21 protein-coding genes and 4 tRNA genes are annotated in these 23,728 nt (G+C 58.1%); 16 read left to right on the top strand and 9 right to left on the bottom strand.

The genetic code is table 11. The annotated features are described in order from the left end of the window. The first annotated feature begins 1 nt into the window (after position 1). From AC5RE1_RS04460 to AC5RE1_RS04445, 4 genes are all read left to right on the top strand, one after another. A complete protein-coding gene (locus AC5RE1_RS04460; RefSeq protein ID WP_493938408.1) occupies positions 2-991 on the top strand; it encodes an electron transfer flavoprotein subunit alpha/FixB family protein in 990 nt (329 codons plus the stop codon). Beyond that, positions 988-2,196, top strand: coding sequence for a cysteine desulfurase family protein (locus tag AC5RE1_RS04455; RefSeq protein ID WP_006681243.1), 1,209 nt, complete (start codon positions 988-990; stop codon positions 2,194-2,196). The genes AC5RE1_RS04460 and AC5RE1_RS04455 overlap by 4 nt, the downstream gene beginning before the upstream one ends. Before the next feature lie 12 nt (positions 2,197-2,208). Next, entirely contained in the window at positions 2,209-3,339 is a 1,131-nt protein-coding gene (gene mnmA / locus AC5RE1_RS04450; protein WP_493938407.1) for a tRNA 2-thiouridine(34) synthase MnmA, read from the top strand. A gap of 128 nt (positions 3,340-3,467) precedes the next feature. Beyond that, positions 3,468-3,548: transfer RNA gene (locus AC5RE1_RS04445), tRNA-Leu, on the top strand. Positions 3,549-3,659: 111 nt separating this feature from the next. Here the strand turns inward: AC5RE1_RS04445 and AC5RE1_RS04440 are convergent. Further along, positions 3,660-5,228: a Na+/H+ antiporter NhaC family protein gene (locus AC5RE1_RS04440; protein WP_493938406.1), complete on the bottom strand. Its 1,569-nt coding sequence runs from the start codon at positions 5,226-5,228 to the stop codon at positions 3,660-3,662. A gap of 148 nt (positions 5,229-5,376) precedes the next feature. Here AC5RE1_RS04440 and AC5RE1_RS04435 point away from each other — a divergent pair, with 148 nt between their 5' ends. Next, on the top strand, positions 5,377-5,853 hold the full coding sequence (locus AC5RE1_RS04435) for a peroxiredoxin (RefSeq protein WP_006681240.1): 477 nt from the start codon (positions 5,377-5,379) through the stop codon (positions 5,851-5,853). Positions 5,854-6,040: 187 nt separating this feature from the next. Here the strand turns inward: AC5RE1_RS04435 and AC5RE1_RS04430 are convergent. Together AC5RE1_RS04430 and AC5RE1_RS04425 are read right to left on the bottom strand one after the other, a co-directional pair. Continuing rightward, positions 6,041-6,113, bottom strand: a tRNA-Lys gene (locus tag AC5RE1_RS04430). Positions 6,114-6,148: 35 nt separating this feature from the next. Then, positions 6,149-6,221 (bottom strand) — tRNA-Lys (locus AC5RE1_RS04425). A 97-nt stretch (positions 6,222-6,318) separates the two neighbouring features. Between AC5RE1_RS04425 and AC5RE1_RS04420 the strand changes: the two genes are divergently transcribed. Beyond that, on the top strand, positions 6,319-7,098 hold the full coding sequence (locus AC5RE1_RS04420) for a metal-dependent transcriptional regulator (RefSeq protein ID WP_006681238.1): 780 nt from the start codon (positions 6,319-6,321) through the stop codon (positions 7,096-7,098). A gap of 30 nt (positions 7,099-7,128) precedes the next feature. On the opposite strand, the gene AC5RE1_RS04415 is transcribed toward AC5RE1_RS04420, so the two are convergent. Continuing rightward, positions 7,129-7,569 (bottom strand): HIT family protein, encoded by a 441-nt coding sequence (locus AC5RE1_RS04415; RefSeq protein WP_493938405.1) that lies wholly within the window; start codon positions 7,567-7,569, stop codon positions 7,129-7,131. 117 nt (positions 7,570-7,686) lie between these two features. Here AC5RE1_RS04415 and AC5RE1_RS04410 point away from each other — a divergent pair, with 117 nt between their 5' ends. After that, the gene (locus AC5RE1_RS04410) at positions 7,687-10,617 is read left to right on the top strand and encodes a leucine--tRNA ligase (RefSeq protein ID WP_285068074.1); all 2,931 of its coding nucleotides are present in this window, start codon (positions 7,687-7,689) and stop codon (positions 10,615-10,617) included. Between the two features lie 224 nt (positions 10,618-10,841). Beyond that, positions 10,842-11,804: an Fpg/Nei family DNA glycosylase gene (locus AC5RE1_RS04405; protein WP_006681235.1), complete on the top strand. Its 963-nt coding sequence runs from the start codon at positions 10,842-10,844 to the stop codon at positions 11,802-11,804. A 122-nt stretch (positions 11,805-11,926) separates the two neighbouring features. On the opposite strand, the gene AC5RE1_RS04400 is transcribed toward AC5RE1_RS04405, so the two are convergent. From AC5RE1_RS04400 to AC5RE1_RS04385, 4 genes are all read right to left on the bottom strand, one after another. Then, on the bottom strand, positions 11,927-12,418 hold the full coding sequence (locus AC5RE1_RS04400) for a GNAT family N-acetyltransferase (RefSeq protein ID WP_006681234.1): 492 nt from the start codon (positions 12,416-12,418) through the stop codon (positions 11,927-11,929). Positions 12,419-12,595: 177 nt separating this feature from the next. Continuing rightward, entirely contained in the window at positions 12,596-13,204 is a 609-nt protein-coding gene (gene cysE / locus AC5RE1_RS04395) for a serine O-acetyltransferase (protein WP_006681233.1), read from the bottom strand. Between the two features lie 181 nt (positions 13,205-13,385). Beyond that, positions 13,386-14,318: a cysteine synthase A gene (gene cysK / locus AC5RE1_RS04390; RefSeq protein WP_006681232.1), complete on the bottom strand. Its 933-nt coding sequence runs from the start codon at positions 14,316-14,318 to the stop codon at positions 13,386-13,388. Positions 14,319-14,569: 251 nt separating this feature from the next. Beyond that, positions 14,570-15,211, bottom strand: coding sequence for an IMPACT family protein (locus AC5RE1_RS04385; protein WP_219585201.1), 642 nt, complete (start codon positions 15,209-15,211; stop codon positions 14,570-14,572). A gap of 276 nt (positions 15,212-15,487) precedes the next feature. On the opposite strand from AC5RE1_RS04385, the gene rpmF reads away from it, so the two are divergent. The 5 genes from rpmF (at position 15,488) to AC5RE1_RS04360 (ending at position 18,643) form a co-directional block, all read left to right on the top strand. After that, entirely contained in the window at positions 15,488-15,658 is a 171-nt protein-coding gene (gene rpmF / locus AC5RE1_RS04380) for a 50S ribosomal protein L32 (protein ID WP_006681230.1), read from the top strand. A gap of 343 nt (positions 15,659-16,001) precedes the next feature. Then, positions 16,002-17,210 (top strand): cation:proton antiporter, encoded by a 1,209-nt coding sequence (locus AC5RE1_RS04375; RefSeq protein WP_006681229.1) that lies wholly within the window; start codon positions 16,002-16,004, stop codon positions 17,208-17,210. 84 nt (positions 17,211-17,294) lie between these two features. Beyond that, the gene (locus AC5RE1_RS04370; protein ID WP_006681228.1) at positions 17,295-17,585 is read left to right on the top strand and encodes a putative quinol monooxygenase; all 291 of its coding nucleotides are present in this window, start codon (positions 17,295-17,297) and stop codon (positions 17,583-17,585) included. 240 nt (positions 17,586-17,825) lie between these two features. Continuing rightward, positions 17,826-17,898, top strand: a tRNA-Arg gene (locus AC5RE1_RS04365). 313 nt (positions 17,899-18,211) lie between these two features. After that, positions 18,212-18,643 (top strand): winged helix-turn-helix domain-containing protein, encoded by a 432-nt coding sequence (locus AC5RE1_RS04360; protein ID WP_006681227.1) that lies wholly within the window; start codon positions 18,212-18,214, stop codon positions 18,641-18,643. A 97-nt stretch (positions 18,644-18,740) separates the two neighbouring features. On the opposite strand, the gene ilvA is transcribed toward AC5RE1_RS04360, so the two are convergent. Then, on the bottom strand, positions 18,741-20,042 hold the full coding sequence (ilvA, locus tag AC5RE1_RS04355) for a threonine ammonia-lyase IlvA (protein ID WP_006681226.1): 1,302 nt from the start codon (positions 20,040-20,042) through the stop codon (positions 18,741-18,743). Positions 20,043-20,341: 299 nt separating this feature from the next. On the opposite strand from ilvA, the gene orn reads away from it, so the two are divergent. The 3 genes from orn (at position 20,342) to ettA (ending at position 23,714) form a co-directional block, all read left to right on the top strand. After that, positions 20,342-20,968: an oligoribonuclease gene (orn, locus tag AC5RE1_RS04350; protein ID WP_257878405.1), complete on the top strand. Its 627-nt coding sequence runs from the start codon at positions 20,342-20,344 to the stop codon at positions 20,966-20,968. Between the two features lie 193 nt (positions 20,969-21,161). After that, complete coding sequence (locus AC5RE1_RS04345) at positions 21,162-21,890, top strand: single-stranded DNA-binding protein (RefSeq protein ID WP_006681224.1); 729 nt, start codon at positions 21,162-21,164, stop codon at positions 21,888-21,890. Between the two features lie 141 nt (positions 21,891-22,031). Continuing rightward, positions 22,032-23,714, top strand: coding sequence for an energy-dependent translational throttle protein EttA (ettA, locus tag AC5RE1_RS04340; RefSeq protein WP_006681223.1), 1,683 nt, complete (start codon positions 22,032-22,034; stop codon positions 23,712-23,714). Positions 23,715-23,728 lie beyond the last annotated feature (14 nt).

Below are 23,728 nucleotides of genomic sequence, written 5' to 3'. Positions count from 1 at the left end.
CATGGCAACTCTTTCTCAACCAATACTCGTCCTTGCTGACCACCAGGGCAGTGACACCGACGGCTGGCACCTGACCCCAGCATCGGCGCAGATCATTTCTCTCGCGTCCACGTTGAGTGACGCTGGAGTTGTCGCACTTTCCCTGACCACGAACCCGGATATGACCACGCTGGGCACCCTCGGCGTGGAAAAAGTTCTCGTCCCCGGTATCGACCACTCCGGCGCACGCGTCAGCGCAGTCGTCGCAGACGCCGTCGCATCCGCAGTCACGACACAGGATTTCGGAGCCCTCTTCGTTGTCTCGACCTACCGAGGCCGTGAAGTCGCGTCTCGTATCGCCACCCTGACCAACTCCGGAGTTGTCTGCGACGCCATCGGCGTTGAGGTCGACGACGACTCCCTGGTTGTCACGACCACCGCGCTCGCGGGCTCGTGGTCGAATCGCCTGAAGGTCTCAGGTTCGCTTCCGGTTGTGGCGCTTCGACCCGGATCCTTTGATGTCCTCGAGTTCGCGCCGGTCACTCCGGTCGCCGAATCCATCGACGTTGAGCTCAGCGATGAGGCCCGTGCGGTGACGGTCGTCTGCTCGTCTGTACTGGAGTCAACGGGCGTTTCGCTGACCGAAGCTTCCACCGTTGTTGTCGCCGGTCGCGGAACAAACGGCGATATGAACATCGTCAATGAATTGGCAGATGAACTCGGCGCGGCAGTCGGCGCTACTCGCGTTGTCTGCGATGAAGGCTGGGCACCTCGTACCATGCAGATCGGCCAGACCGGTCTGTCAGTGTCGCCGAACCTCTACATTGGTCTAGGTGTTTCCGGAGCTATCCATCACACGGTTGGTATGCAGTCCAGCGCCCACATCGTCGCTGTCTGCGATGACCCTGATGCTCCGATCTTTGAGATCGCAGATTTCGGCGTTGTTGGCGACATGTTCGAGGTTATTCCTGCTGCACTGGAAGAAATCAAGAAGGCGCGCGACGCCGAGTGACGCACTACCTGGATCACGCTGCAACAACCCCGATCCGTCCTTCAGCGTTGGAGGCATGGGTCGAGGCTCAGCGTGAGCTCAGCGCCCATCCCGGGAACCCGGCCTCGTTGCACGGTGGCGGTAGACGAGCAAAGAGGATGTTGGAGGACGCCCGCGAACGTGTCGCTATTGCCTTGGGCTGCGAGAAGCCCGAAGTGATCTTTACGTCGGGTGCCACCGAATCAGATGCCATCGGCGTACACGGGGGAGCGCTCGCTGGGCGGGCATTGAACGCTGATCGGAACACGGTTCTTCTGTCCCCGGTGGAGCACGATGCTGTAGGAAATCAGCGCGAGTATTTAGAATCGCGCGGGTTTGCTGTTGAGCTTTTCCCTGTGGCGTCCAACGGCGTGTGCGTCATCAATACTGACGCGTTGGCGCAGGTGAAAGACCAGTGTTCTCTTGCTTCGCTCACCCTGGTCAGCTCAGAAATCGGGACAATTCAGCCGGTATCGCAGATGGTCGAGGCACTTGATGGTCGCTCCATGCCGATCGCTCAGCGTCCACTGACCCACACCGATGCCGCGCAGGCAATGTCTCTGATGGACGTGTCCTATGCGGAACTCGGCGTTGACTTGATGACCGTGGGTGGCCACAAGATTGGTGCGCCGGCAGGGACTGGCGTGCTGGTTGCTCGCCGTGGACTGAAGATCCCAACCGATCGTCCCGGTGGAGGACACGAGCGTGGCATTCGTTCAGGAACCCCCGACGTTGCCGGCGCGTGCGCGTTCGCGCTAGCGCTTGAAGAAACGGTTGCTCAGCGCCAAGAGTGGCAGGTCCGCGCGGCGCTTCTGCGTGATCGTTTGGCCCGCGCTCTGCCGGACTATGCGCGACTCACTGTCTCTCCGGATGACGCGTTGGCCTCGATCATTCATCTGTCGATTCCGACGTCGCACCCTGAAGCGGTACTGATGGCGATGGACATGGCAGATGTCCACGTCTCTGCTGGTTCTGCATGCCACGCGGGGGTGACGCGTCCGTCCGACGTCGTCCTGGCCCTGGGAGCCACCGAAGCTGAAGCGCTGGGAGTCCTGCGCATTTCCACCGGACATGACACGACCGAAGCGGATATTGATGCATTCGTGGATGCTCTTGAACGCGCCGTCCTTGCAGGGCAGGCGTTAGACTCTCACGATCGAGACCGCATGCACGGTCGAACCCACTGAAAGGACAATTGAATGCGTGTTCTTGCCGCACTTTCCGGAGGCGTGGATTCGGCTGTCGCTGCAGCGAAAGTAGTCGAGGCCGGCCATGATGTTGTCGGCGTCCACATGGCTTTGTCGAGTCAACCGCAGGAATGCCGTATCGGCTCGCGAGGGTGTTGCTCCGTTGAAGACGCTGGCGATGCTGCGCGAGCAGCCGAAATCATGGGGATCCCGTTCTACGTGTGGGACCTCGCCCAAGAATTTGAAGAAACCGTCATCGAAGACTTCGTTGAACAGTACAAGCTGGGGCATACGCCGAACCCGTGTGTGCGTTGCAACGAGTTCGTGAAATTCCGTGAACTTGCAACGCGCGCGAAGGCACTGGGTTTCGATGCTGTCTGCACCGGCCACTACGCTGCAATCGTTGATGGTCCATCCGGCCCGGAATTGCACCGTGGCGCAGATTCTCTGAAAGACCAGTCGTATGTTCTGGCAATCATGGGGCGTGATGAACTGTCACGCGTTCTACTGCCCCTTGGTGATGCCCCCACCAAGGCGTGGGTGCGTTCCGAAGCGCAGCGTCTTGGCCTGGGTGTGTCCAACAAGCCGGATTCCTACGACATTTGCTTCATTCCCGACGGAGATACGCAGGGCTTCTTGCGCACTCGATTGGGTAGCGATGAAGGTGAGATCGTGAGCCCCGACGGCGAGGTCCTTGGCACCCACCAGGGCTACTGGAACTTCACGGTTGGTCAGCGACGAGGTCTGCATATTGATCGTCCCGCCGAAGATGGCAAGCCTCGCTATGTTCTGGAAACTCGTCCGGAATCGAACCAGGTCGTCGTTGGAGCATCGACTCTGCTCAGCGTGGATCGAATTGAATGCGAGGACGTCGTCTGGTTAGCTCCCGATGATCTGGGGGCCTCAACGGATGACCTGTTCGTTCAGGTTCGCGCCCACGGTACGCCCGTCCCCGTTTCCCTAGTCGAGCACGACTCCGAAGACGAGGCGCGTGAAGGAGCAGAACGCCGGTTGGTCGTGTCCCTTTCCGAATCGATCCGTGGCGTTGCTGCCGGCCAGTCGTTGGTCATGTACCGTGACACCCGTGTCTTGGGGGAAGCAACGATCATGCGGGCAAGCCGAGCCTCGTCGTTCGTAGCCTGATGTTTTCTTACGAGGTCCACGGATAAGCTCAGTTCGCCGGGATTGTCACTGACCTTGTACACTAAACGAGCACTGTTTGTGGGCATAGGTTCCATGCGGAACCTCGTCGCCTTCGGAAACAGGTTCGCGCGCGAGTGGCGGAATTGGCAGACGCGCTGGATTTAGGTTCCAGTGTCTTTGACGTGTGGGTTCGAGTCCCATCTCGCGCACAACGGAAGGACACCAGTTGAATGCTGGTGTCCTTTCTTTCGTCGAATAGGCCGAATACAGTTTTGTCTCCAAGAGGAAAGTCTCGGAGGCAAAACCGTGAATCGTAGGGATCAGGCGATGAGTGGCAGGCGAGTACGCACGAACACGGTCAGCCCAATGAGCACTGCGAGCACAATCCCCAGGCCGATGAGGCCTGAACCGGTGATGGAGAACGTGATGTAGCCAAGCAACGCAGCTCCCGCACCGGCAAGCGCATAGGGAAGCTGAGTGTTGACATGCGTGATGTGGTTACAGCCAGCGCCGGTCGACGACAGAATCGTCGTATCGGAGATCGGGGAGCAGTGGTCGCCCCAGACGGCTCCAGCAAGAACAGCGCCGAACGCGGGAATCAGCAGGTCGGAACCGTTGGGAACAGCTGCCATGACTTCGCCGGCAATCGGGAGCAGGATTCCGAAGGAACCCCACGATGTGCCCGTCGCGAACGCCATAGCGCCTGCGATGACAAACATCAGTGGCACCAGCCACTGGGCAGGCAGGCTTGAGGATTCAACCAGCGCGCCAAGGTAGGCGCCGGTACCGAGCTCAGAAATGAGCGAGCCCAGCATCCATGCGAACAGCAGGATCTCGATAGCCGGAAGCATTGAACGAGCGCCCTCGACGACACCCTTGCCGGCAGTCTTCAGCTCGAAAGCAGGATCCTTGTGCGTGTAGTGGAAGTAGTAGTACGCCGCGGAGATCAGGCCAAGAACACCACCGACATTCAACGATACGGCGACGTCGGTGTTTGCCAAGATATCCAGGGCATTCCACGACTCAGAAGCAGAGTGGCCGGTCCACGCAATGCCAGCAAGAACACCCAGGATCAGGATGACGAAGGGGACGATCAGTGCGCGCATGGCGCCAGGTTCGTGACGTGGTAGGTTGTCGGTCAACTGGCCGGGAATCTGCTCTCCCGGATCGTAGACGTGACCGTGCTCGACCGCGCGACGTTCTTCACGTCGCATCGGGCCGAAGTCGACTTCGAAGATGACGGTCAGCCACAACAGGACGACTGCGCCGATGGCGTAATAGTTCATGCCCGCGCTACGCAGGAATGCGCCCGCGTCGGTCACCTGAATTGAGGTTGCTGCAACGATCGGTGCCATGATGCCGATGATCGAGGCGCCCCACGAAGAAAACGGTGCAAGAACAGCGACCGGTGCCGACGATGAGTCGATGAGGTAGGCGAGCTTCGCGCGAGACACCTTGTGGCGGTCGCTAACGGGGCGCGCCACCTGGCCTACGGCAAGCGCGTTGAAATAGTCATCAATGAAAATCGCGGTACCGAGTGCGGCGGCGAGAATGTGGGCGCCTCGCCGACCTTTGATCTTCGTCATCGTCCATTCTGCAAACGCTGCGGTGCCACCAGCCATCAGGACAAGCGAGGTGATGATGCCCAACGTGATAAGGAACAAGAGAATCAGAACGTAATAGGCGTTGATTGCGCCTTCGGTCCAGAAAATCTGAGAGAAAGCACCCCAGATTTTGACGACTGTTGTGACGATCCCGCCGTTTTCGATAAGGAATGCAGCGGAGATAACGCCGGCTGCGAGCGACATGATGACCTTCTTGGTCGTGATGACAAGAGCAATCGCAAGAATCGGTGGGATGAGTGTGAGAACGGGGTATGCCTCGGTCACGGGGTCTCCTCAATACAGTTGGGATGAATTCAGGCTAGGCAAGGCGCACGAGGCCGCGCCCTCGGTGTTCTTACTCTGGACATTTTAATTGCGCGGGTAGTGCAGGATTCGGCGAGCACAGCGCTATCGGCGTCGATATGCTTTCAACATGACTCAACTTGAAATTGGAGCGAAGGCTCCAGAATTTACCGCTGAATCTACGCAGGGACTGATCTCACTGACCGAGTTGCTTGCGGGCAGTGAAAAGGGCGTTATCGTCTACTTTTATCCGAAAGCCTCGACCCCTGGGTGCACGACGCAGGCCTGCGATTTCCGTGACAACCTGAACACAATGAAGGCAGCTGGGTACACGGTTGTGGGCGTAAGCGCTGACACAATGCCCGCCTTGGAGAAGTTCACTCAGAAGCAGGGACTTAACTTCCCGCTGATCTCCGATCCTGAGCATGCAATCCTTGAACCGTGGGGTGCGTGGGGTGAAAAGAAGAACTACGGCCGTATCTTCACGGGCATCATTCGTTCGACCGTTGTTGTTGGCAAGGATGGAACGGTTGCGCTTGCTCAGTACAACGTGAAGGCAACGGGTCATGTGGCGCGCCTGCGTCGCGACCTCGGTCTGGACGACTGATACGTGCGTGTGGCTAGCCTTGTCGTCTGAGGCGATGAATCGGTTTTTAGTGCTGGAATTGTCGCCCTATACGTCTTTCCTTGATCGCCGTGTCTCATCATCGCTTCTCGACGCAGGGACAGAAACACTCATACAGGGCAGGCAACGACAAAACGGAGCAACCGATTGGTTGCTCCGTTTTCGTTTGTGCGTCATGGGGGACTTGAACCCTCAACCCGCTGATTAAGAGTCAGCTGCTCTGCCAATTGAGCTAATGACGCGGGACTCTGCCACAGAGTATTCTGTTTTAGAGTTGTGCGTCATGGGGGACTTGAACCCTCAACCCGCTGATTAAGAGTCAGCTGCTCTGCCAATTGAGCTAATGACGCGGGGTCGTGCGACCGATATGAAACTTTACCGCTTCGGGCAGATCAATGCAAAAATAGCAGGTGAGAAGACCACCACACCACACTCGGGGAGTTCGATATGACCGGAAAAACGCCGAAATCAGTTGATTCGACCTCCTCGACCTTAGAGCCGGTGGATTCAATATGGGCGTCGTCGTCGCGAATGGCGCAGGACTATCTGAAGACTTTGTGGGGTGGCGAAGAATCCGGAAAGCACGGCATGAGCGTGAATGACCTGGCTAGCGCGATGGGAGTCGTTGCGTCGACCGCGTCAGAGAATGTATCGCGTCTGGTGGCGAATGGTTTGGTCACGCATGAGCCCTATCGGAAAGTCCACTTCACGGATGCGGGGCGCGCGCTTGCTATCTCAATGGTGCGTCGTCACCGTCTGCTGGAAACCTACCTGCATGATCGCCTGAACTTCGAGTGGGACGAGGTCCACGAGGAAGCTGAGATTCTGGAACATGCGATCTCAGATCGTCTTCTTGCGCATATCGATGAAGCGCTGGGCAAGCCTGAGCGTGATCCGCACGGTGACCTGATCCCGCGCGAGGATGGGTCGGTGGTTGAACGCGTGATTTACCCGTTGATTGCGACATCGAAGAAAACTGCTGGCGCTGAGGTGGGGAAGTGGTATCGCGTCACCCGCCTGTCCGACGAAGACTCTGCATTCTTGCGTATTCTCGATAGTGAGGGCATCGGCCTAGACGCGTTGGTCCGTATCGTCGATATTGACCAGGCCGGTCAGGTTTCGCTTGAAATACGCCAAGCGACCGCTCCCACCGTGGGTGCTGGTCGAAGCGTCCGCTTGGCTGGCGATGTTGCGTCGATCGTGATGGTGTCGCCGCTCGAGGACTAAACACGATCGAGCGTTGTTTGAGCTGGGAGATCAACCCAGCGAAGTCATGCTTTCAGGAACGTGAGAGCCGTGCCCCTGCGACAAGAGGGCGTCGCGGAGTTTTGTCATTGCCTTGTCCAGTTCCTCATCCGTTGCCTTCAGTGCGTTCGACAGAAGGACATCAGCTTCTGTGCGTAGCGGGATCACGTGAAGGTGCGTGTGAGGGACCTCGAAACCTGCGATGACCAAGCCGGCGCGGGGGACTCCAAATGCTTTTTCCTGGGCGATTCCGATGATTCGCGCGACTTTCATAAGGTGCGTGGCGACGTTACTGGGCGCATCCGTCCATTTCTCATACGGGGTACGTGGTACGACTAGAACATGGCCGGGAGAGGTAGGCTCGATGGTCGCGAATGCAACGCATTCGTCGTCGGTCCACACGAAGCGACCTGCCCAGACGCCGGAAATGATGTTTTCAAAGACTGTAGCCATGAGGCCATTCTCACCCCAGAAGGACCTTCGTGGCTAGAGATGAGGAGGCGAGTTTTCGCGCGAATGGTCTACCCTTGATACGGCGAAGAATGTCGAAATATCAAGGGGAGGGCCCTGATGAGCCAGGCTTCCAACATGGAACCCGCACAGCGCTATACCGCTGAACTTGCCGGTCAGATTGAAACCGCATGGCAGGATCGGTGGGACGAACGAGGAACCTTTAACGCAGACAACCCGGTGGGTGAGTTCGCAGGGCCTCTAGCGGAAAAGAAGCCCTTCTTCCTTCTTGACATGTTCCCCTACCCGTCAGGCAAGGGTCTGCATGTTGGTCACCCGCTGGGCTACATCGCCACCGACACGGTTGCTCGTTTCCGCCGTATGCAGGGCGAAAACGTCCTCTACACAATGGGCTACGACGCCTTCGGCCTGCCGGCAGAACAGTACGCCGTGCAGACCGGTCAGCACCCGCGCATTACGACCGAGGAAAACATCGCGAATATGCGTCGCCAGCTTCGTCGTCTTGGCTTGTCCCACGATCGTCGCCGTTCGCTGGCCACGACCGACACCGAGTACGTGCACTGGACCCAGTGGATCTTCCTGCAGATCTTCAACTCCTGGTTCGACCCGGAAGCAACCGCTCCCGATGGCTCCATCGGTGCCGCGCGTCCGATCGCTGAGCTCGAAGAAAAGCTTGCCAACGGCCAGGTTGCAGTTCCGGACGGCCGCAATTGGGCAGACCTTGACGCCGTCGAAAAGGCGAAGGTCGTCAACGACTTCCGTTTGGTGTATGTGTCCGAGGCTCCCGTGAACTGGTGCCCGGGCCTGGGTACCGTTCTCGCGAATGAAGAGGTCACCTCCGAAGGTCGCTCCGAGCGAGGCAACTACCCGGTTTTCAAGCGCAATCTGCGCCAGTGGATGATGCGCATTACCGCTTACGGCAAGCGCCTGGCAGACGACCTTGACACGATCGACTGGCCCGACAAGGTCCGTACGATGCAGCGCAACTGGATCGGTCGCTCCGAAGGTGCGACGGTCCGCTTTGACGTTCCCGCTGCAAGCGAAGTCGGCGCAAGCGTCGACAACCTCGAGGTCTACACGACTCGCCCCGATACTCTGTTTGGCGCCACCTTCATGGTTGTTGCGCCCGAACACCCGATTCTTGGTGGCACGGTTGCCGGCAACGACGATGACGAAGCTGCACTCACGGTTCCGGCCTCGTGGCCTGAAGGCACGAAGGACGCATGGACGGATGGCGCAGCTTCCCCGCGCGAGGCGGTTGCCCGCTACCGCGCCCAGGCTGCAGGCAAGTCGGAAACCGAACGCGCCGATGAAGAACGCACGAAGACCGGCGTCTTCACCGGCCTGTACGGCATTGACCCCGTCAACGGCCACAAGGTGCCCGTGTTCGTCGCCGACTACGTCCTCTGGGGCTACGGCACCGGCGCGATCATGGCTGTTCCCGCGCATGACGATCGTGACTGGGAATTCGCGAACAAGTACGAGCTCGACATTGTTCGCACTATCGGCGCAGCTGATGATCCGTACGGCCACGATTTGACCGAGTCGGCGTACACCGGCGACGGCGTTGCTGTTGATTCGGCGAATGACGAGATCAGTCTGAACGGCCTGGCAAAGGATGAAGCCAAGGCTGCGATGATCGAATGGCTGGAATCCAAGGGCCTCGGCCGTGGAACCGTCACCTACCGCCTGCGTGACTGGCTGTTCTCTCGCCAGCGCTACTGGGGTGAGCCTTTCCCGATCGTCTGGGATGAGGACGGCCTGCCACATGCTCTGCCCGAAGATCAGCTTCCCGTTGAGCTTCCCGAGGTGTCCGATTACTCGCCGCGCACTTTCGGCCCTGACGACGCGAACACCGCGCCGGAAGCGCCACTTGGCCGAAGCGAAGAATGGGTGAACGTCACCATGGATCTCGGCGATGGCCCGAAGAACTACCGTCGCGAAACCAACACGATGCCACAGTGGGCAGGTTCATGCTGGTACGAAATGCGCTACACCGATCCGAAGAACTCCAAGGCGCTGGCTTCGGCTGAGAACCTCGACTACTGGATGGGCCCGCGCGAAGGCAAAAAATCCGGTGGCACCGACCTGTACGTCGGTGGCGTTGAGCACGCGGTTCTTCACCTGCTGTACTCGCGCTTCTGGCAGAAAGTTCTCTTCGACCTGGGTCACGTGCCGGACGCAGAGCCGTACCACACGCTGTTCAACCAGGGGTACGTTCAGGCCTACGCCTTCAAGGACGAGCGTGGACAGTATGTGCCCGCCGACGAAATCGAAGGCGACGAGGCAACAGGTTTCACCTATCAGGGTCAGCCGGTGACCCGCGAATACGGCAAGATGGGCAAGTCGCTGAAGAACATCGTCACCCCGGACGAAATGTATGACGCCTATGGCGCCGACGTGTTCCGCGTGTACGAAATGTCCATGGGGCCGCTGGATGTCTCGCGTCCGTGGGAAACCCGTGCAGTCGTCGGCTCGCAGCGTTTCTTGCAGCGACTCTGGCGTAACACGCTGGACGAGGAAACCGGTGAAGTGACCGTTACCGACGAAGAAGCAGATCTTGAGACGAAGCGTCTGGTTGCTCGTACGATTGCCGATGTCACCGTCGAATACGAGAACATGCGCGTGAACACTGCGGTCTCGAAGCTGATTGTCCTCAACAACCACCTGACCGGCCTGAAGTCGGTTCCGCGTGAAGCCATCGAACCCCTGGTTCTGATGATTTCCCCTGTTGCCCCGCACATCGCAGAAGAACTCTGGATGCGTCTGGGACACGGTGAGTCACTGGCTCGCGAGCCCTTCCCGGTTGTCACTGACGAATCGCTACTGGTCGAAGAGAGTGTCACCGCGATTGTTCAGGTGAACGGTAAGGTTCGTGCGCGCCTCGAGGTCTCGCCGTCGATCAGTGAAGAGGATCTGCGTTCCGAGGCTCTGGCTCAGGCGCCGATCGTCAAGGCTCTTGAAGGCCGTGAACCTCTGAAGGTGATCGTGCGCAAGCCGAGCCTGGTCAACGTGGTGCTCCCGCGCTGATCGCGATTGTGATGGCAACCCTGCGGCGCGAAGCGGTGAGCTTCGCGCCGCAGGTGTTTTTTTATCAAGCAGTGGCATCTTCTGTGAGGCTCACCAAGAAGCGATAGCCTGCGACGGTAGCGTGCGAAAAAGTCTGGAGCTTTACCTCTTCGTAATACCATGAAGCGGGTTGCTACCAGCCGCAACCGCCTAGTTATCGTTTGATCCCAGATGAAAGGTCATTCATGCCTGAAGGTGATGCCATCCGTCGTCTTGCTTCGACGCTCAATGAGCTCTTTGTCGGGGGAACTGTGTCTGCTTCATCCCCGCAGGGGCGTTTCAGCGCTTCAGCTAAGCAACTCGACGGCAAGCTGATTCAGTGCGTGCGTGTCCACGGCAAGCACATGTTTATCGGTTTTGTTTCGCCCGAAGTGCCCGATGCGTGGCCCCAGGATTGGATGCATATTCACCTGGGCCTGTACGGATGGTGGCGCTTCAATGGTGATGAGACTGTCGTTGATGAAGGGTACGGTGTCGCGCATCGCGTTGCTCCCGTTCCGAAGGGGGAGTGGGACGGGCACTCAGAAACCCGCTGGGGCGAAGGCTACGGTCAGGCTGAAGCTGGAAGTTGGGAGCCTCCGGCCCCTGTTGGTCAGGTGCGTTTCCGCATGTTCAACGACCACGCGGTTGCCGATTTGGTCGGTCCGAACCGTTGCGAGCTGATCGACGACGAAGAACGTCAGGTTGCCGAGGCCAAGCTCGGTCCTGACCCGCTGGAAGATGGAGCGCGCGACGATAAGGAATCGGCGAAGCGATTCGCGTCGGTTGCTCACTCCAAGAAGCGCAATATCGGCGAGATCGTTATGGACCAGTCCATCATCGCCGGCGTCGGCAACATCTACCGTGCGGATGCCCTGTTCCTCGCCGGAATTTCGCCCTATCGCAAGGGGGCGAACATTTCCGAAAAGCGACTGAAGGACCTCTGGGTTCTGATCTGCGACCTCATGAATCGGGGGCTCGCTGCGGGGCGCCTCGAAACGATGGATCCCGACGAAGCACCCAACCCACCGATCGAAGGTGACGAGGAAGCGTCACGCTGGTATGTCTACCACCGAACCGGGCGTCCCTGCCTGCGCTGTGGCACGCCGATCCGCGAAGCGCTCATGCAGAACCGTCGTCTGTTCTGGTGCCCCAGCTGTCAGCGATAAGGCGCTGGTTAAGCGGGCTGAACCTGGTCAATCGGAGAAAATGACCAAGGTGAAATAACCGCCCAGCCTGCCATGAAACTGGCGGGCAGAAACGGTCGCGGAAGCCACAGTAGGCGAACCTATTATTTGACGTCGGTGAAGCCGAGCGCGTCGTAGAGGCTGGCGGCCCCCATGTGGCGCGAATCGATCGTCAAGGACAGACCGTCGAATCCCCAATCCTGGCAACGACGTGCGACCTCTGCGATGAGGGCGGTTGCGATGCCTTTACGACGGTATTCCGGGGCGACGACAAGATCGACGACGAACGGGCCGTCGGGAGCGTCATCCCACGGGGATTCTCTGACGACTTCGATGGCGCCGATCAGTGCGCCACCATCCCATGCGCCAACGAAAGAATCTTCGGTCGTCGCACCGAATGCCCCTTCGAAGGTCATGCGGAGTTCTTCCGAAATCTCGAGCATGGCCTCGGGTGTGTTTTCTTCGCCGTACGCGTCCAGGGTCAGGGCTGCGAGCATCGGAATGTCGTAACGGGTGAGCGTTGCGATCTCGATACCCTCGGGGCGTTCGACATCGGCCAACGCATCAACTGGTGCTTGAAGTGTGCGCTGTTCCATAAACCAAGTGTACGTGGTGTGGGTCACACTATGTGGGACTTTGGGGGCCGGTGTGCTCCTTGTGCGCTTGAGCTGGGCAAATAAGGGTACGAGGCCGGCTAAACACACAAGGCGGGGGACCTGCGTAGCGCCGGTGCCCTGAACCAGAATGAGACGCCGGGAGGGGGCCCTCTGGGATCAGATGTAGAGTTCCGGCTCTTCTAAGAAGTAAGCGGGATCGATGATCAGATCGTCATCCTTCGTGTCGTTGCAGGACTTCGGGATTAGGCGTGCGGGCACGCCAATCGCAACGTTCCCGCACGGAACGTCCTTGACCACGACCGCGTTCGCGCCGATCTTAGCGCCGTCGTGGACCTCGATGGGACCCAGAACTTTCGCGCCGGCGCCGATCATCACGTGATTGCCGACGGTAGGGTGGCGCTTACCGGGCGTCATGGCGACGCCACCCAGGGTGACGCCGTGGAAGATGACGACATCTTCGCCGACCTCGGCGGTTTCGCCAATAACAACGCCCGTCGCGTGGTCGATGAAGACGCGACGACCAATCTGGGCGCCGGGGTGAATGTCAACACCTGTCATGACGCGCGTTGCCGACTGCAACATGCGAGCGGGCAATTTGACGCCTCGAATCCACAAGGAATGCGAAACGCGGTGTGCCCACAGTGCGTGAACGCCCGGATATGTGAGTGCAACTTCAACGCTTGACTGGGCGGCTGGGTCGCGATGACGAGCTGTCTGTAAATCTTCCCTGAGAAGCTTGAACGCGCGGCGCGGGTTGATCGCCATGGGTGTTCCTTTGGGGGGTAACGGTGAACAGAAGTGATCCTATCGAGGTTGGACGATTGAGCGCGCGTGTTCAGCGCTCAATCGCAATGTGGGCTAAGGAAAATGCGGGGCGAGGGATGATCCGCGCCCCGCATTCTCTTCAGCTTCTCGCTTTGTCGACGTCCTGTCGGCTTGAAGCACATCAGTCCTTGTATTCCTCGAACAGAGCGGTCGAGAGGTAACGCTCGCCGGTGTCAGGAAGTAGGGTCACGATTTTCTTGCCAGCAAATTCAGGGCGAGCTGCAACAGCGGTTGCACCGGCTAGGGCTGCGCCGGAGGAAATGCCAACCAGCAGGCCTTCTTCAGCGGCTGCCAGGCGAGCAAACTTCAGTGCTTCGGCGCTCTCAACAGAGATGACCTCGTCGATGATCTCAGTGTCGTAGTTGTCCGGAATGAAGTTCGGCATCAGACCCTGGATTGCGTGCGGGCCAGCAGAGCCACCGGTGAGAAGCGGAGATTCTGCGGGCTGAATTGCGATGACCTTGATGTTCGGGTTCTTGGCCTTCAGGGTCTTTGCGACACCGGAGATGGTGCCTCCGGTGCCGACGCCTGCGACGAAAACGTCAATTTCGCCGTCGGTGTCTTCCCAGATTTCTTCGCCCGTTGTGGCAACGTGGATTGCCGGGTTTGCGGGGTTGGTGAACTGCGAGGCGATGATTGAGCCGGGGCGCTCGTCGCGGATGCGCTCTGCTTCGGCGACGGCTGCGGAAACGCCGCCCTTTGGGTCGGTCAGAACGAGTTCTGCGCCGAATGCGCGGACGATGATGCGGCGCTCAATGGACATGGAGGCCGGCATGACGATGACGACCTTGTAGCCACGGGCTGCGCCGACCATTGACAGTGCTATGCCGGTGTTGCCGGAGGTTGCTTCGATGATGGTGCCACCGGGCTTTAAGGCGCCAGATTCTTCTGCTGCGTCGATGATTGATGCTGCGATGCGGTCCTTGACGGAGGAGGCAGGGTTGAATGCTTCAACTTTGGCGACGACGTCCACGCCTTTACCGGCGAGCTTATTAATACGAACCAGGGGAGTGTTGCCAATGAGTTCTGCAACGTTGGAAGCAATGTTCGACATGAGAGTCTCCTAAAAGCTTGACTACTGATCATTCAGTGCACGGTAAGTACAACGTGCGAAGTCAGAAAAAAATTTCGTGGTATGCGACGCATGTGTTCATGCGCCAGGGCGAATGACGACGCTGAGCGCCAGAAAAGTCATTCGCCCAATTAACACGAAAGAAGGTGACGCGGTGTGACCGGACGGTGATTTCCGCACGGGGTGAGTGTCATGTCAGCGCATGTCATAATTGAATCTTAAAACAATGGGGGTTATTCGTCTACTTCGACTCTCGTGGTGCCCATCATCTGAAACTTTGAAACACCCGAGGTCAGAGCAAGGATCTGCGCCTCAAAAAACGCGCGAGAATCAGGAAGTGTGCCGATTCGGATCGCGGCCTCGCTCTCCCAATCGATGCCAAGAATCTGCGCACCCGCATTCCTTAACTCAGCTTCAATCCTGCCAGCCTGGGCAAGTGAAACCCGAGTTTCCAGCACGTCTAGCGAAACTAGTTTCGCCTTCGGTGCCAGGGCGAGCGCTTTGGATACAGACGATGAATACGCGCGCACGAGGCCGCCCCCACCCAAGAGGATTCCTCCGAAATACCTGGTGACAACGGCGGTCACATTCCACACTCCAGCCAGACGGAGCGCATCAATCATCGGCGTACCGGCAGTGCCCGAGGGCTCCCCGTCATCACTCGAATGCTGATGAGGATCGCGTCCATCAACCTGAATAAGGAATGCGGAGCAATTGTGGCGAGCCTGCGGATTGTCGGCCTTGACCTCATTAATCAGGGCGCGTGCCTCGTCGGAGGAATCGGTGCGAGCGAGAGTCGTAATGAAACGGGAGCGCTTAATCTCGATCTCGTTTTCAATCCGAGTACCCGACCGCACGGTATGAATGACTCCCATTTTCACCCCTCTTCCTCATGTACCTCTACACCATCGATGTCGCCCTCTAACCTAGCTGATGACATGAGAGGTGCGGAACATGTAATGAGGATCGCATCTCAGGCAGAGTATCGAACTAGGGGCAAAACGGGCGTTCATGGTACGATTTTCGGGTTGCCGTCGGTGGGAATGGGCCGGTCGGGTCCTTCTCGCGACGTTCTGGCGTCGGACGGCGGCTCGTTTTTGAGCCACCAACCGACCATACGACTACCGAGAAGAGAGGGGAGGCACGATTCAATGGCAGTTCCGAAGCGAAAGATGTCCCGTGCGAACACCCGCACGCGCCGCTCCGCGTGGAAGGCAGATCTCACCGAGCTCAACACCGTCAAGGTTGCTGGCCGTGAGGTTCGTATCCCGCGTCGTTTGGCAAAGGCATACAAGAACGGTCTGCTGGACGTCGAGGCCTGACCCTCGATCCTGCAGTTGAGGCCCGGTGCTTATGCGCCGGGCCTTTTCCGTACCCGATTTCTCGAGCCTGACTGAGTGTGATTGTCGTTTGTGTCGTCTGAGGCGACGTTTTGGGTTCTGGGAGGAGGGAAGTGTCGCCTCGTATGACGTGGGTGGGCATGTACGAGGTGCTGTGTGGCGGGTTTTGTCGCCTCGCATGACATGCCCGACCGTCGGGAGTGAGATGCCGCAAAGAATGTGGGATACGCCTTTTTAGTGGTGGAAAAGGCACAAGGGTTTTTAGAGTAAGCACGTGCACAATAATGCGTTAGTTTCAGCTCTTTCGGGGCAGAGCCTTCACCCGATGAGCTCGGAGAACCTCAGCCAAGATTTCGTGTCCCTTTTTGTTATTGCTTTGGCAGCTCTCTTGGCTCCGCTCTTGTCTTCTGCGACTCGTAAGCGCGTTCCGGATGTAGTCTGGCTGTTGATTCTTGGTGTCATCATTGGACCCTCAGTTCTGGGGATCGCTCAGGTCTCGGATTCCGTACACCTGCTACGTGAGATCGGTATGGGAATTCTGTTCTTGATCGCAGGTACTGAAATCAATATTTCGCAAGTGCGTGCCAAGCCTGGTCGCGTTGCTGCGATTACGTGGCTGATCTGTTTCCTCGCCGCATTTGCACTGGCTGTTGTCACATTGCGTAACGGTGATTACAGCTCCGCGATCGCACTTGCCATTGCGTTTACGTCCACAGCTCTGGGCACGTTGCTTCCGATTCTGATGGAAGCGGGAATGATGGGTAAGCCTGCTGGTGAAGCGGTGCTGATCCACGGTGCGATTGGTGAACTCGCTCCTGTTATCGCCATGTCGCTTCTGCTTGGCACGCGTTCGCCAGGTTGGGCTGCTGTCATCCTTGTATTCTTCGTCGTTGCAACGTTGATCTCCGTTGCGATTCCGACGCGTTTCATTCTGCGCCACCCCGAAATTGGTCGCGTGATCTTGCGCGGTGCACAGACTTCGTCGAAGACGCTGATGCGCGTGGTCATGGCAATCCTGACCGGTCTGATGGCGCTTTCCGCTGTCTTGAACCTCGACATTGTCCTCGGCGCGTTCGCCGCCGGCGTCGTCGTCCACGCGCTGTCTCCGGTGAACTTCAGTGCGATTGAAGGGGAACTGCGGACGATTGGCTTCTCGTTCCTGATCCCGGTTTTCTTCGTGACCTCGGGTATGAATATTTCGCTGAGCGCCGTCATTGAGCGCCCTTGGTTGCTGGTGGCATTCGTGACTGTCATCCTGGTGGTTCGAGGCCTGCCCATTGTGCTGATTGAACGCTTCGTTGGCACGGTCGAGAAAACTACATGGCGCGATGCCACGAGGATTGGTCTCTACGGTGCGACGGGTCTGCCGATCATCGTTGCCGTGACGGGTGTGGCTGTGAATGCTGGCGTGATGGCCGAAGATATCGGATCAATCCTGGTGGCTTCCGGCGCCGCGTCGGTCCTCTTCTTCCCCTTGCTTGCCTCCCTTGAAAATAAGGTTTTTCCTTCCCGCGCCCTAGTAGAAGCGGAATAGAATGACAGGTGAGCGCGGCCTCGTCGATTGGATGAAACCCAGCGGAGAAGTGGTCGCCAAGTGGACTTGATCGAAGGAGAAACGATGAAGATTCTGATTGCTCGCTTTACTGCCAAGGAAGGCTTCGAAGACGAGGTTGCGGAAATGATCGCCGGCCTGGCGCGCAACGTGCACACGGAGCCGGGGAATGTGACGTTTGAGCCTCATCGTGAGGTTGACAATCCACGCAAGTTCGTTGTCTTTGAGAAGTACGCCGATGACGCGGCGTTCGAGGCACACATCAATATGCCTTACGGCAAGGTCTTCAACGATCGCTTGAACCAGATCATCGAGGAGCCGGAGTCACAGCTAACGTTCCTTGACGCAGTGGAGTGAACGCGCACTGGAGTGTGAGGAAAGTGCCGGGGTGGGTGGCCGCTCCGGCGCTCTTCTTTGGTGACTTTTGGGGTTGGGTGCATCGTGCGCGTTCGGTGATGGATGATGAACGAGGCCGGGCACACATGCGTTGTGTCTGCGTCGAAGAATGCACGGTGGTGACATCTTTGGGCGTTGACGCCCGGTGCCGGTAAACTTGGTTCGCGTCGAAGCCCGCTCGAGGTGGGCGCTCCCGGCAATGCCTCTGTAGCTCAATGGATAGAGCAAGGGCCTTCTAATCCCGAGGTTGCAGGTTCGAGTCCTGTCAGGGGCGCAACCGGCCTGATCGTAGTTTTTCTGCGATCAGGCCGGTTTTGTTTATCTTGGCGCACCGTCAAGAGCGAATCAGCGCGTGTTACAAAGTCTCACAATGTGGTCACTTTCTGGAAAAGTGCGACACTCATACGGCACACTACAACCATGACGACCTTCGCTTACGAAATGTGCTGCCTTCAGGGCACCACTGTGCGTGAGCGAATGTGTATGTGATTGACGCCCTCGAACCTCTGTCAATCACTGCCGCTGTGACTTAAAAGCCCCTTTGTGAACAAAGCTGGGTAGCGGCACCAAAGAAACCTGGATACACCATGACTCTGGTCAACACCCCCGCAAACTCTGCCGTCGTCGATGAAACCCCCGAAACGTCTTTCGACGATTTCCTTGAGATCCTCGCGCACCTTCGCCTTGCTCCCGCTCGCATTGACTTCAACGCTGACCGCGGGGAACTGACCATCCGAGGCGCCCGCATTGCCCTCTGTGCAAAGGAACGCGAGCTACTCACTCACCTTGCCTTGAACGCTGATCGCGCAGTTTCACGCGAAGAACTTTTTTCGACCGTCTGGAACGGCGCTGGCCTTGGCTCCGACTCGCGTACAGTTGACGCACACATTCGTCGCCTGCGTAAGAAGCTCGCTAAGGCCCCCGGACTGATCTCGACTGTTCGAGGCCAGGGCTACCGCTTCAACACGGGTGAAGGCGTGCGCGTCCACGCAACGCTCACGCACACTCTGGCCGCATAACATGCCACGAGGCCGGGCAAACACGTGGCCAGCCTCGTGAATAAGAGAAAGCCACATGCTTACCGAAAGCGCTCGCAAGTGGAACTAGCGTGACGCCTCAGATGATCAGGCGGAAAATCTCCGAATCCGCATGCAGCTCTTCGACGTGCAGGGGCGAATCTGCCATGCGTCGGCGCAACCCGTCGATGTCATCCTTCGCCGCAATGTCGATGCCAACAACGGCGGGCCCAGATTCTCGATTGTTCTTCTTTGTGTACTCGAAGTGAACGATGTCGTCGTGCGGGCCAAGGACATCCTGCAGGAAGAGGCGCAGAGCCCCCGGTTGCTGGGGGAACGTGACCAGGAAGTAGTGGCGCAAGCCCTCGTGACGAAGCGAACGCTCCATAACCTCGGCGTAACGTGTCAGGTCGTTATTGCCACCGGACACGATCGCGATGATTGCACCATCAGAGTCACCCAGGTAGCGTTCGCGCTCTTCAGGGGTTGACAGGTAGGAACGGATCGCGGTCGATGCCAGGGCGCCAGCCGGCTCAGCAATGACGCCATCGGACTGGTAGAGGTCGAGCATTTCCGTGCACACTGCGCCCTCGGGAACAACGAATACATCGTCGACGTACAGGCGGGTAGCGTCGTAGGCGAGAGCTCCCGCACGACCAACAGCGGTGCCGTCAACGAACGGGTCAACCGATGCCAACGTAATTGGCTCGCCAGCATGCAGGGCAGCGTGCATCGAGGCCGCCCCTTCGGGCTCGACGCCGATGATCTTGATTTCGGGGCGCTTAGCGCGGATCCACGTCGCGATGCCAGCAAGCAATCCACCGCCACCGACGGGAACGAGGACTGCCGCCGTGTTTTCAGGCATCTGTTCAAGCAACTCAACGCCGATCGTGCCCTGGCCCGCGATCGTCATCGGATCATCGTAGGGGTGAACGTAGGTGCGCCCAGTCGCGCGCGCAGCTTCCTGCGCCAGTGCGTTTGCCTTGTCGAAGGTGCCATCAACGATGACCTGCTCCACCCAATCACCACCGATCGCAGCAATACGATTGCGCTTCTGACGAGGAGTATTCGACGGCAGATAAATCGTGCCGTGAACCTTCAGGTGAGCGCACGAATAGGCGATGCCCTGCGCATGGTTACCTGCCGAGGCGCAGACGACGCCACGTTCGCGTTCAGCTGCAGATAATAGCGACATACGTGCGTAGGCGCCTCGAACCTTGAAGGAACGGCACTTCTGCGTATCTTCACGCTTGAGCAGCACCGGGGCACCAATCGCGTCCGTCAACCGTTCAGAACGCGCCAACGCAGTGCGGTGAACAACGCCACGCAACACCTTTGATGCGGATTCAATATCCGCAGGAGTCGCATTTGTGTGGAACGTGGAAGCGGTTGTGTCGCGCATCAGGTCCTTCAATCGATCGGGAACCAGGAATCGGTCGCAAGCCGGCGCGGGTGCGTACGGCGAACGGATACAGTCTAAAACCGCTTGCCTACCTGCGTTCGATGGCGATCACGTGGCGGTCAGAGAAAATACATCAGTGGGGATATATTCTGCTCCCCCGTGAGGACGGCGAAATTGGAATGATCTTCAGGGGAGCCTCGTCAATGTGTGCGAAAGGGGAGAGGGAGCCCCCGCGCGGGCGCGACGAAGGTGGCACGTCCCACGCAAGAGGGCTCAAAACCCCGCGGTAAAATAAGCGAGTGACGAAGAAACTGAAGGATCCATTGGTATGGATCGACTGCGAAATGACCGGCCTCAACGTGAAAGCCGACGCGCTGGTCGAGGTCGCCGTCGTTATCACTGACGGCGACCTGAACATAGTTGACCCAGGCATCGACGTTCTGATCAAGCCCCCAGCAGCTGCACTGGAGCACATGAACGACTTCGTGCGCAACATGCACACGACCTCCGGGTTGCTTAAAGAACTTGAAAACGGGCTGACGCTCCAAGAAGCAACAGACCAGGTTCTGTCGTACGTCAAGCAGTTCGTTCCTACCCCCGGAAAAGCTCTTCTTGCCGGTAACTCGGTCGGCACGGACAAGATGTTCCTCGAGGAATATATGCCCAGTGTTATCGACCACCTTCACTACCGCATCATCGACGTTTCTTCCCTGAAGGAACTGGCGAAGCGCTGGTACCCGAACGCGTTCTACGGCGCACCGACCAAGCACGGTGGTCACCGTGCGCTCGCGGACATTCTGGAATCTATCCAGGAACTTGAGTATTTCCGTCGCGTTTTGTTCCCGTCTCACCGTGTTTCTTCCGAGGCTGCGGCTCAAGCGCTGAAGGAAACTCTGGCTCTTGAGATTCCACGTATTGGTGCCTGATCTGCGTTAACTCGGTTTCGCGCCAGCATTGCGGTCGCGTTATTGCAAAGCAGGGACGGTTGCGGATAGGAGTTATCCACAATTTCGCTCATGTGCCACTTATCCACAATTGGCGAGGGATGTATGAGCGCCCTCGCCAATTGAGTTTCAAGCTCATCGTGTCAGCTCAATAGCGAGGATGAAGGAGACACTGATGAGCGACACGACGATTACTTTGCGAGGCCGTATTGGCACAGACTTGCGTGTATCGAAGACTGCGAACAACCACGTGACGATCCGTTTCCGCTTGGCGGTCACACACTGGTTCGCGTCTGCTGACGGGGTTCTGACGCAGGGGCGTACTCAGTGGTATTCGGTTCATGCGTGGGATCGGCTTGCCGATAATGCCCTGCATTCATTGGCGAAGGGCGAGCCCGTGATTGTGACGGGGCGCCCTCGCGCGAATGCGTGGAAGGATTCTGACGGAAATATTCGCTCTGAAGTGGTCATTAACGCTCAAGCGATCGGGCATGACTTGACCAGCGGAAGGAGTACATGGACCAAGAATATGCCTTCGCCTTCAGAGGGCGGTTCTGTTCTTTCTTCGAGGGACGAGGCCGTGGCCACGCTTACTTCAACGTCTGACGTTTCTGGGGCCAACGTGAGGATGAGCTCCGGGGGTGGGGTCTCTGACCCTTTGGGAGCAAGTTTTGAAGACTCTCCTTTAACTGCGTTGAACGCTATTGGTGAGGAAAGCGAAGGTGATACCGCACCATTGACAGGCCCAGAATGTGGCGATGAAGCCTGCGATGGGTCGTGCGGACAAGAGCAATCGTCGACTCTGAAGACAACGGTGGGGAAGAATCGACGTGTTGATCAGGCGAAGGTGAAGACGAAAGGGAACTTCACTTATCCCAAGGACAAGTGCCCAGAGGATAAATAAGCTCGCGAGGTCGTGGACGTGGTCACGCCCACGCTGTAATTCTCAGCAGTCGTGTGGGGTTCAGCGTGGGTGTGGCTTAGCATGGAGGGGATAAACGGACAGTTTTACTGTCATGCACACCCACATGTTGGATGGAGACCAGTGGCTGAGTACATCTACCAGATGATTAAAGCGCGTAAGGCGCACGGGGATAAGGTAATCCTCGATGACGTGTCTATGTCGTTCTTCCCGGGCGCGAAGATCGGTATGGTCGGTCCGAACGGTGCCGGTAAGTCCTCGATCTTGAAGATTATGGCAGGCCTTGACGAACCGAGTAATGGCGAAGCTCGCCTGACCCCGGGTTACAGCGTCGGCATCCTTGAGCAGGAACCGAAGCTTGATGATACGAAGACCGTGATTGAGAACGTTCGTATGGGTGCGGCAGATACGTTTGCGAAGCTCGATCGTTTCAACAAGATTTCTGAAGAGATGGCGAATCCGGATGCGGATTTCGATGCTCTGATGGAAGAAATGGGCAAGCTCCAGGACGCACTCGATGCTACGAACGCTTGGGATATTGATTCCCAACTTGAGCAGGCAATGGACGCGTTGCGTTGCCCGCCGGCAGACCAGCCCGTCAACGTCCTGTCCGGTGGCGAGCGTCGTCGCGTAGCACTGTGTCGCCTGCTGATCGAGGCTCCCGATCTGCTACTGCTTGACGAACCGACGAACCACCTGGATGCCGAGTCCGTGCTCTGGCTGGAAAAGCACCTGTCCACCTACGCTGGTGCCGTTATCGCGGTTACCCACGACCGTTACTTCCTTGACCACGTTGCAGGCTGGATCGCTGAAGTTGACCGTGGGCACCTCTACCCGTACGAGGGCAACTACTCGACCTACCTGGAGACGAAGGAAAAGCGTCTGCAGGTTCAAGGACAGAAGGACGCGAAGCTTGCCAAGCGCCTGAAGGAGGAACTTGAATGGGTTCGTTCGAACCCGAAGGGCCGTCAGGCGAAGTCGAAGGCTCGTCTGGAACGCTACGAGGAAATGGCTGCCGAAGCGGAGCGCACTCGTAAGCTCGACTTCGAAGAAATTCAGATTCCGCCAGGCCCGCGCTTGGGCTCAATCGTCATCGAAGCAACCAACCTACAAAAGGGCTTCGGCGATCGCACGCTGATCGATGGACTGTCGTTCTCCCTGCCGCGTAACGGCATTGTCGGCGTCATTGGCCCGAATGGTGTTGGTAAGACGACCCTGTTCAAGACCATCGTTGGCCTGGAGCCTCTTGACGGTGGCGAACTGAATATCGGTGAAACCGTCAAGATCTCTTACGTTGACCAGACTCGCGCAGGCATCGATCCGGATAAGACCCTCTGGGAGGTCGTCTCTGACGGACTCGACTACATCCAGGTCGGAAACGTTGAAATGCCGTCACGCGCCTACGTGTCCGCGTTTGGCTTCAAAGGGCCGGATCAGCAGAAGCCTGCTGGTGTTCTGTCCGGTGGTGAGCGCAACCGCCTGAACCTGGCACTGACGCTCAAGCAGGGCGGTAACCTGTTGCTCCTTGACGAGCCGACCAACGACTTGGACGTCGAAACCCTCGGCTCACTGGAAAATGCTCTTCTGCAGTTCCCCGGTTGCGCCGTGGTCGTCACCCACGACCGTTGGTTCCTCGACCGCGTGGCCACTCACATTCTTGCGTGGGAAGGTACCGAAGAGGATCCGGCTCAGTGGTACTGGTACGAGGGAAACTTCGAGTCCTATGAGAAGAACAAGATCGAACGCCTTGGTCAGGATGCGGCGAACCCGCATCGCGTCACGCACCGTAAGCTGACGCGCGACTGAGAATCGTAGAGCCC

The sequence above is a fragment of the Actinotignum sp. usb-actsch-rep-73 genome, assembly GCF_059082735.1.
Note: the sequence above shows the minus strand (reverse complement) of the source record. Positions and strands in the feature narration are given on the sequence as shown.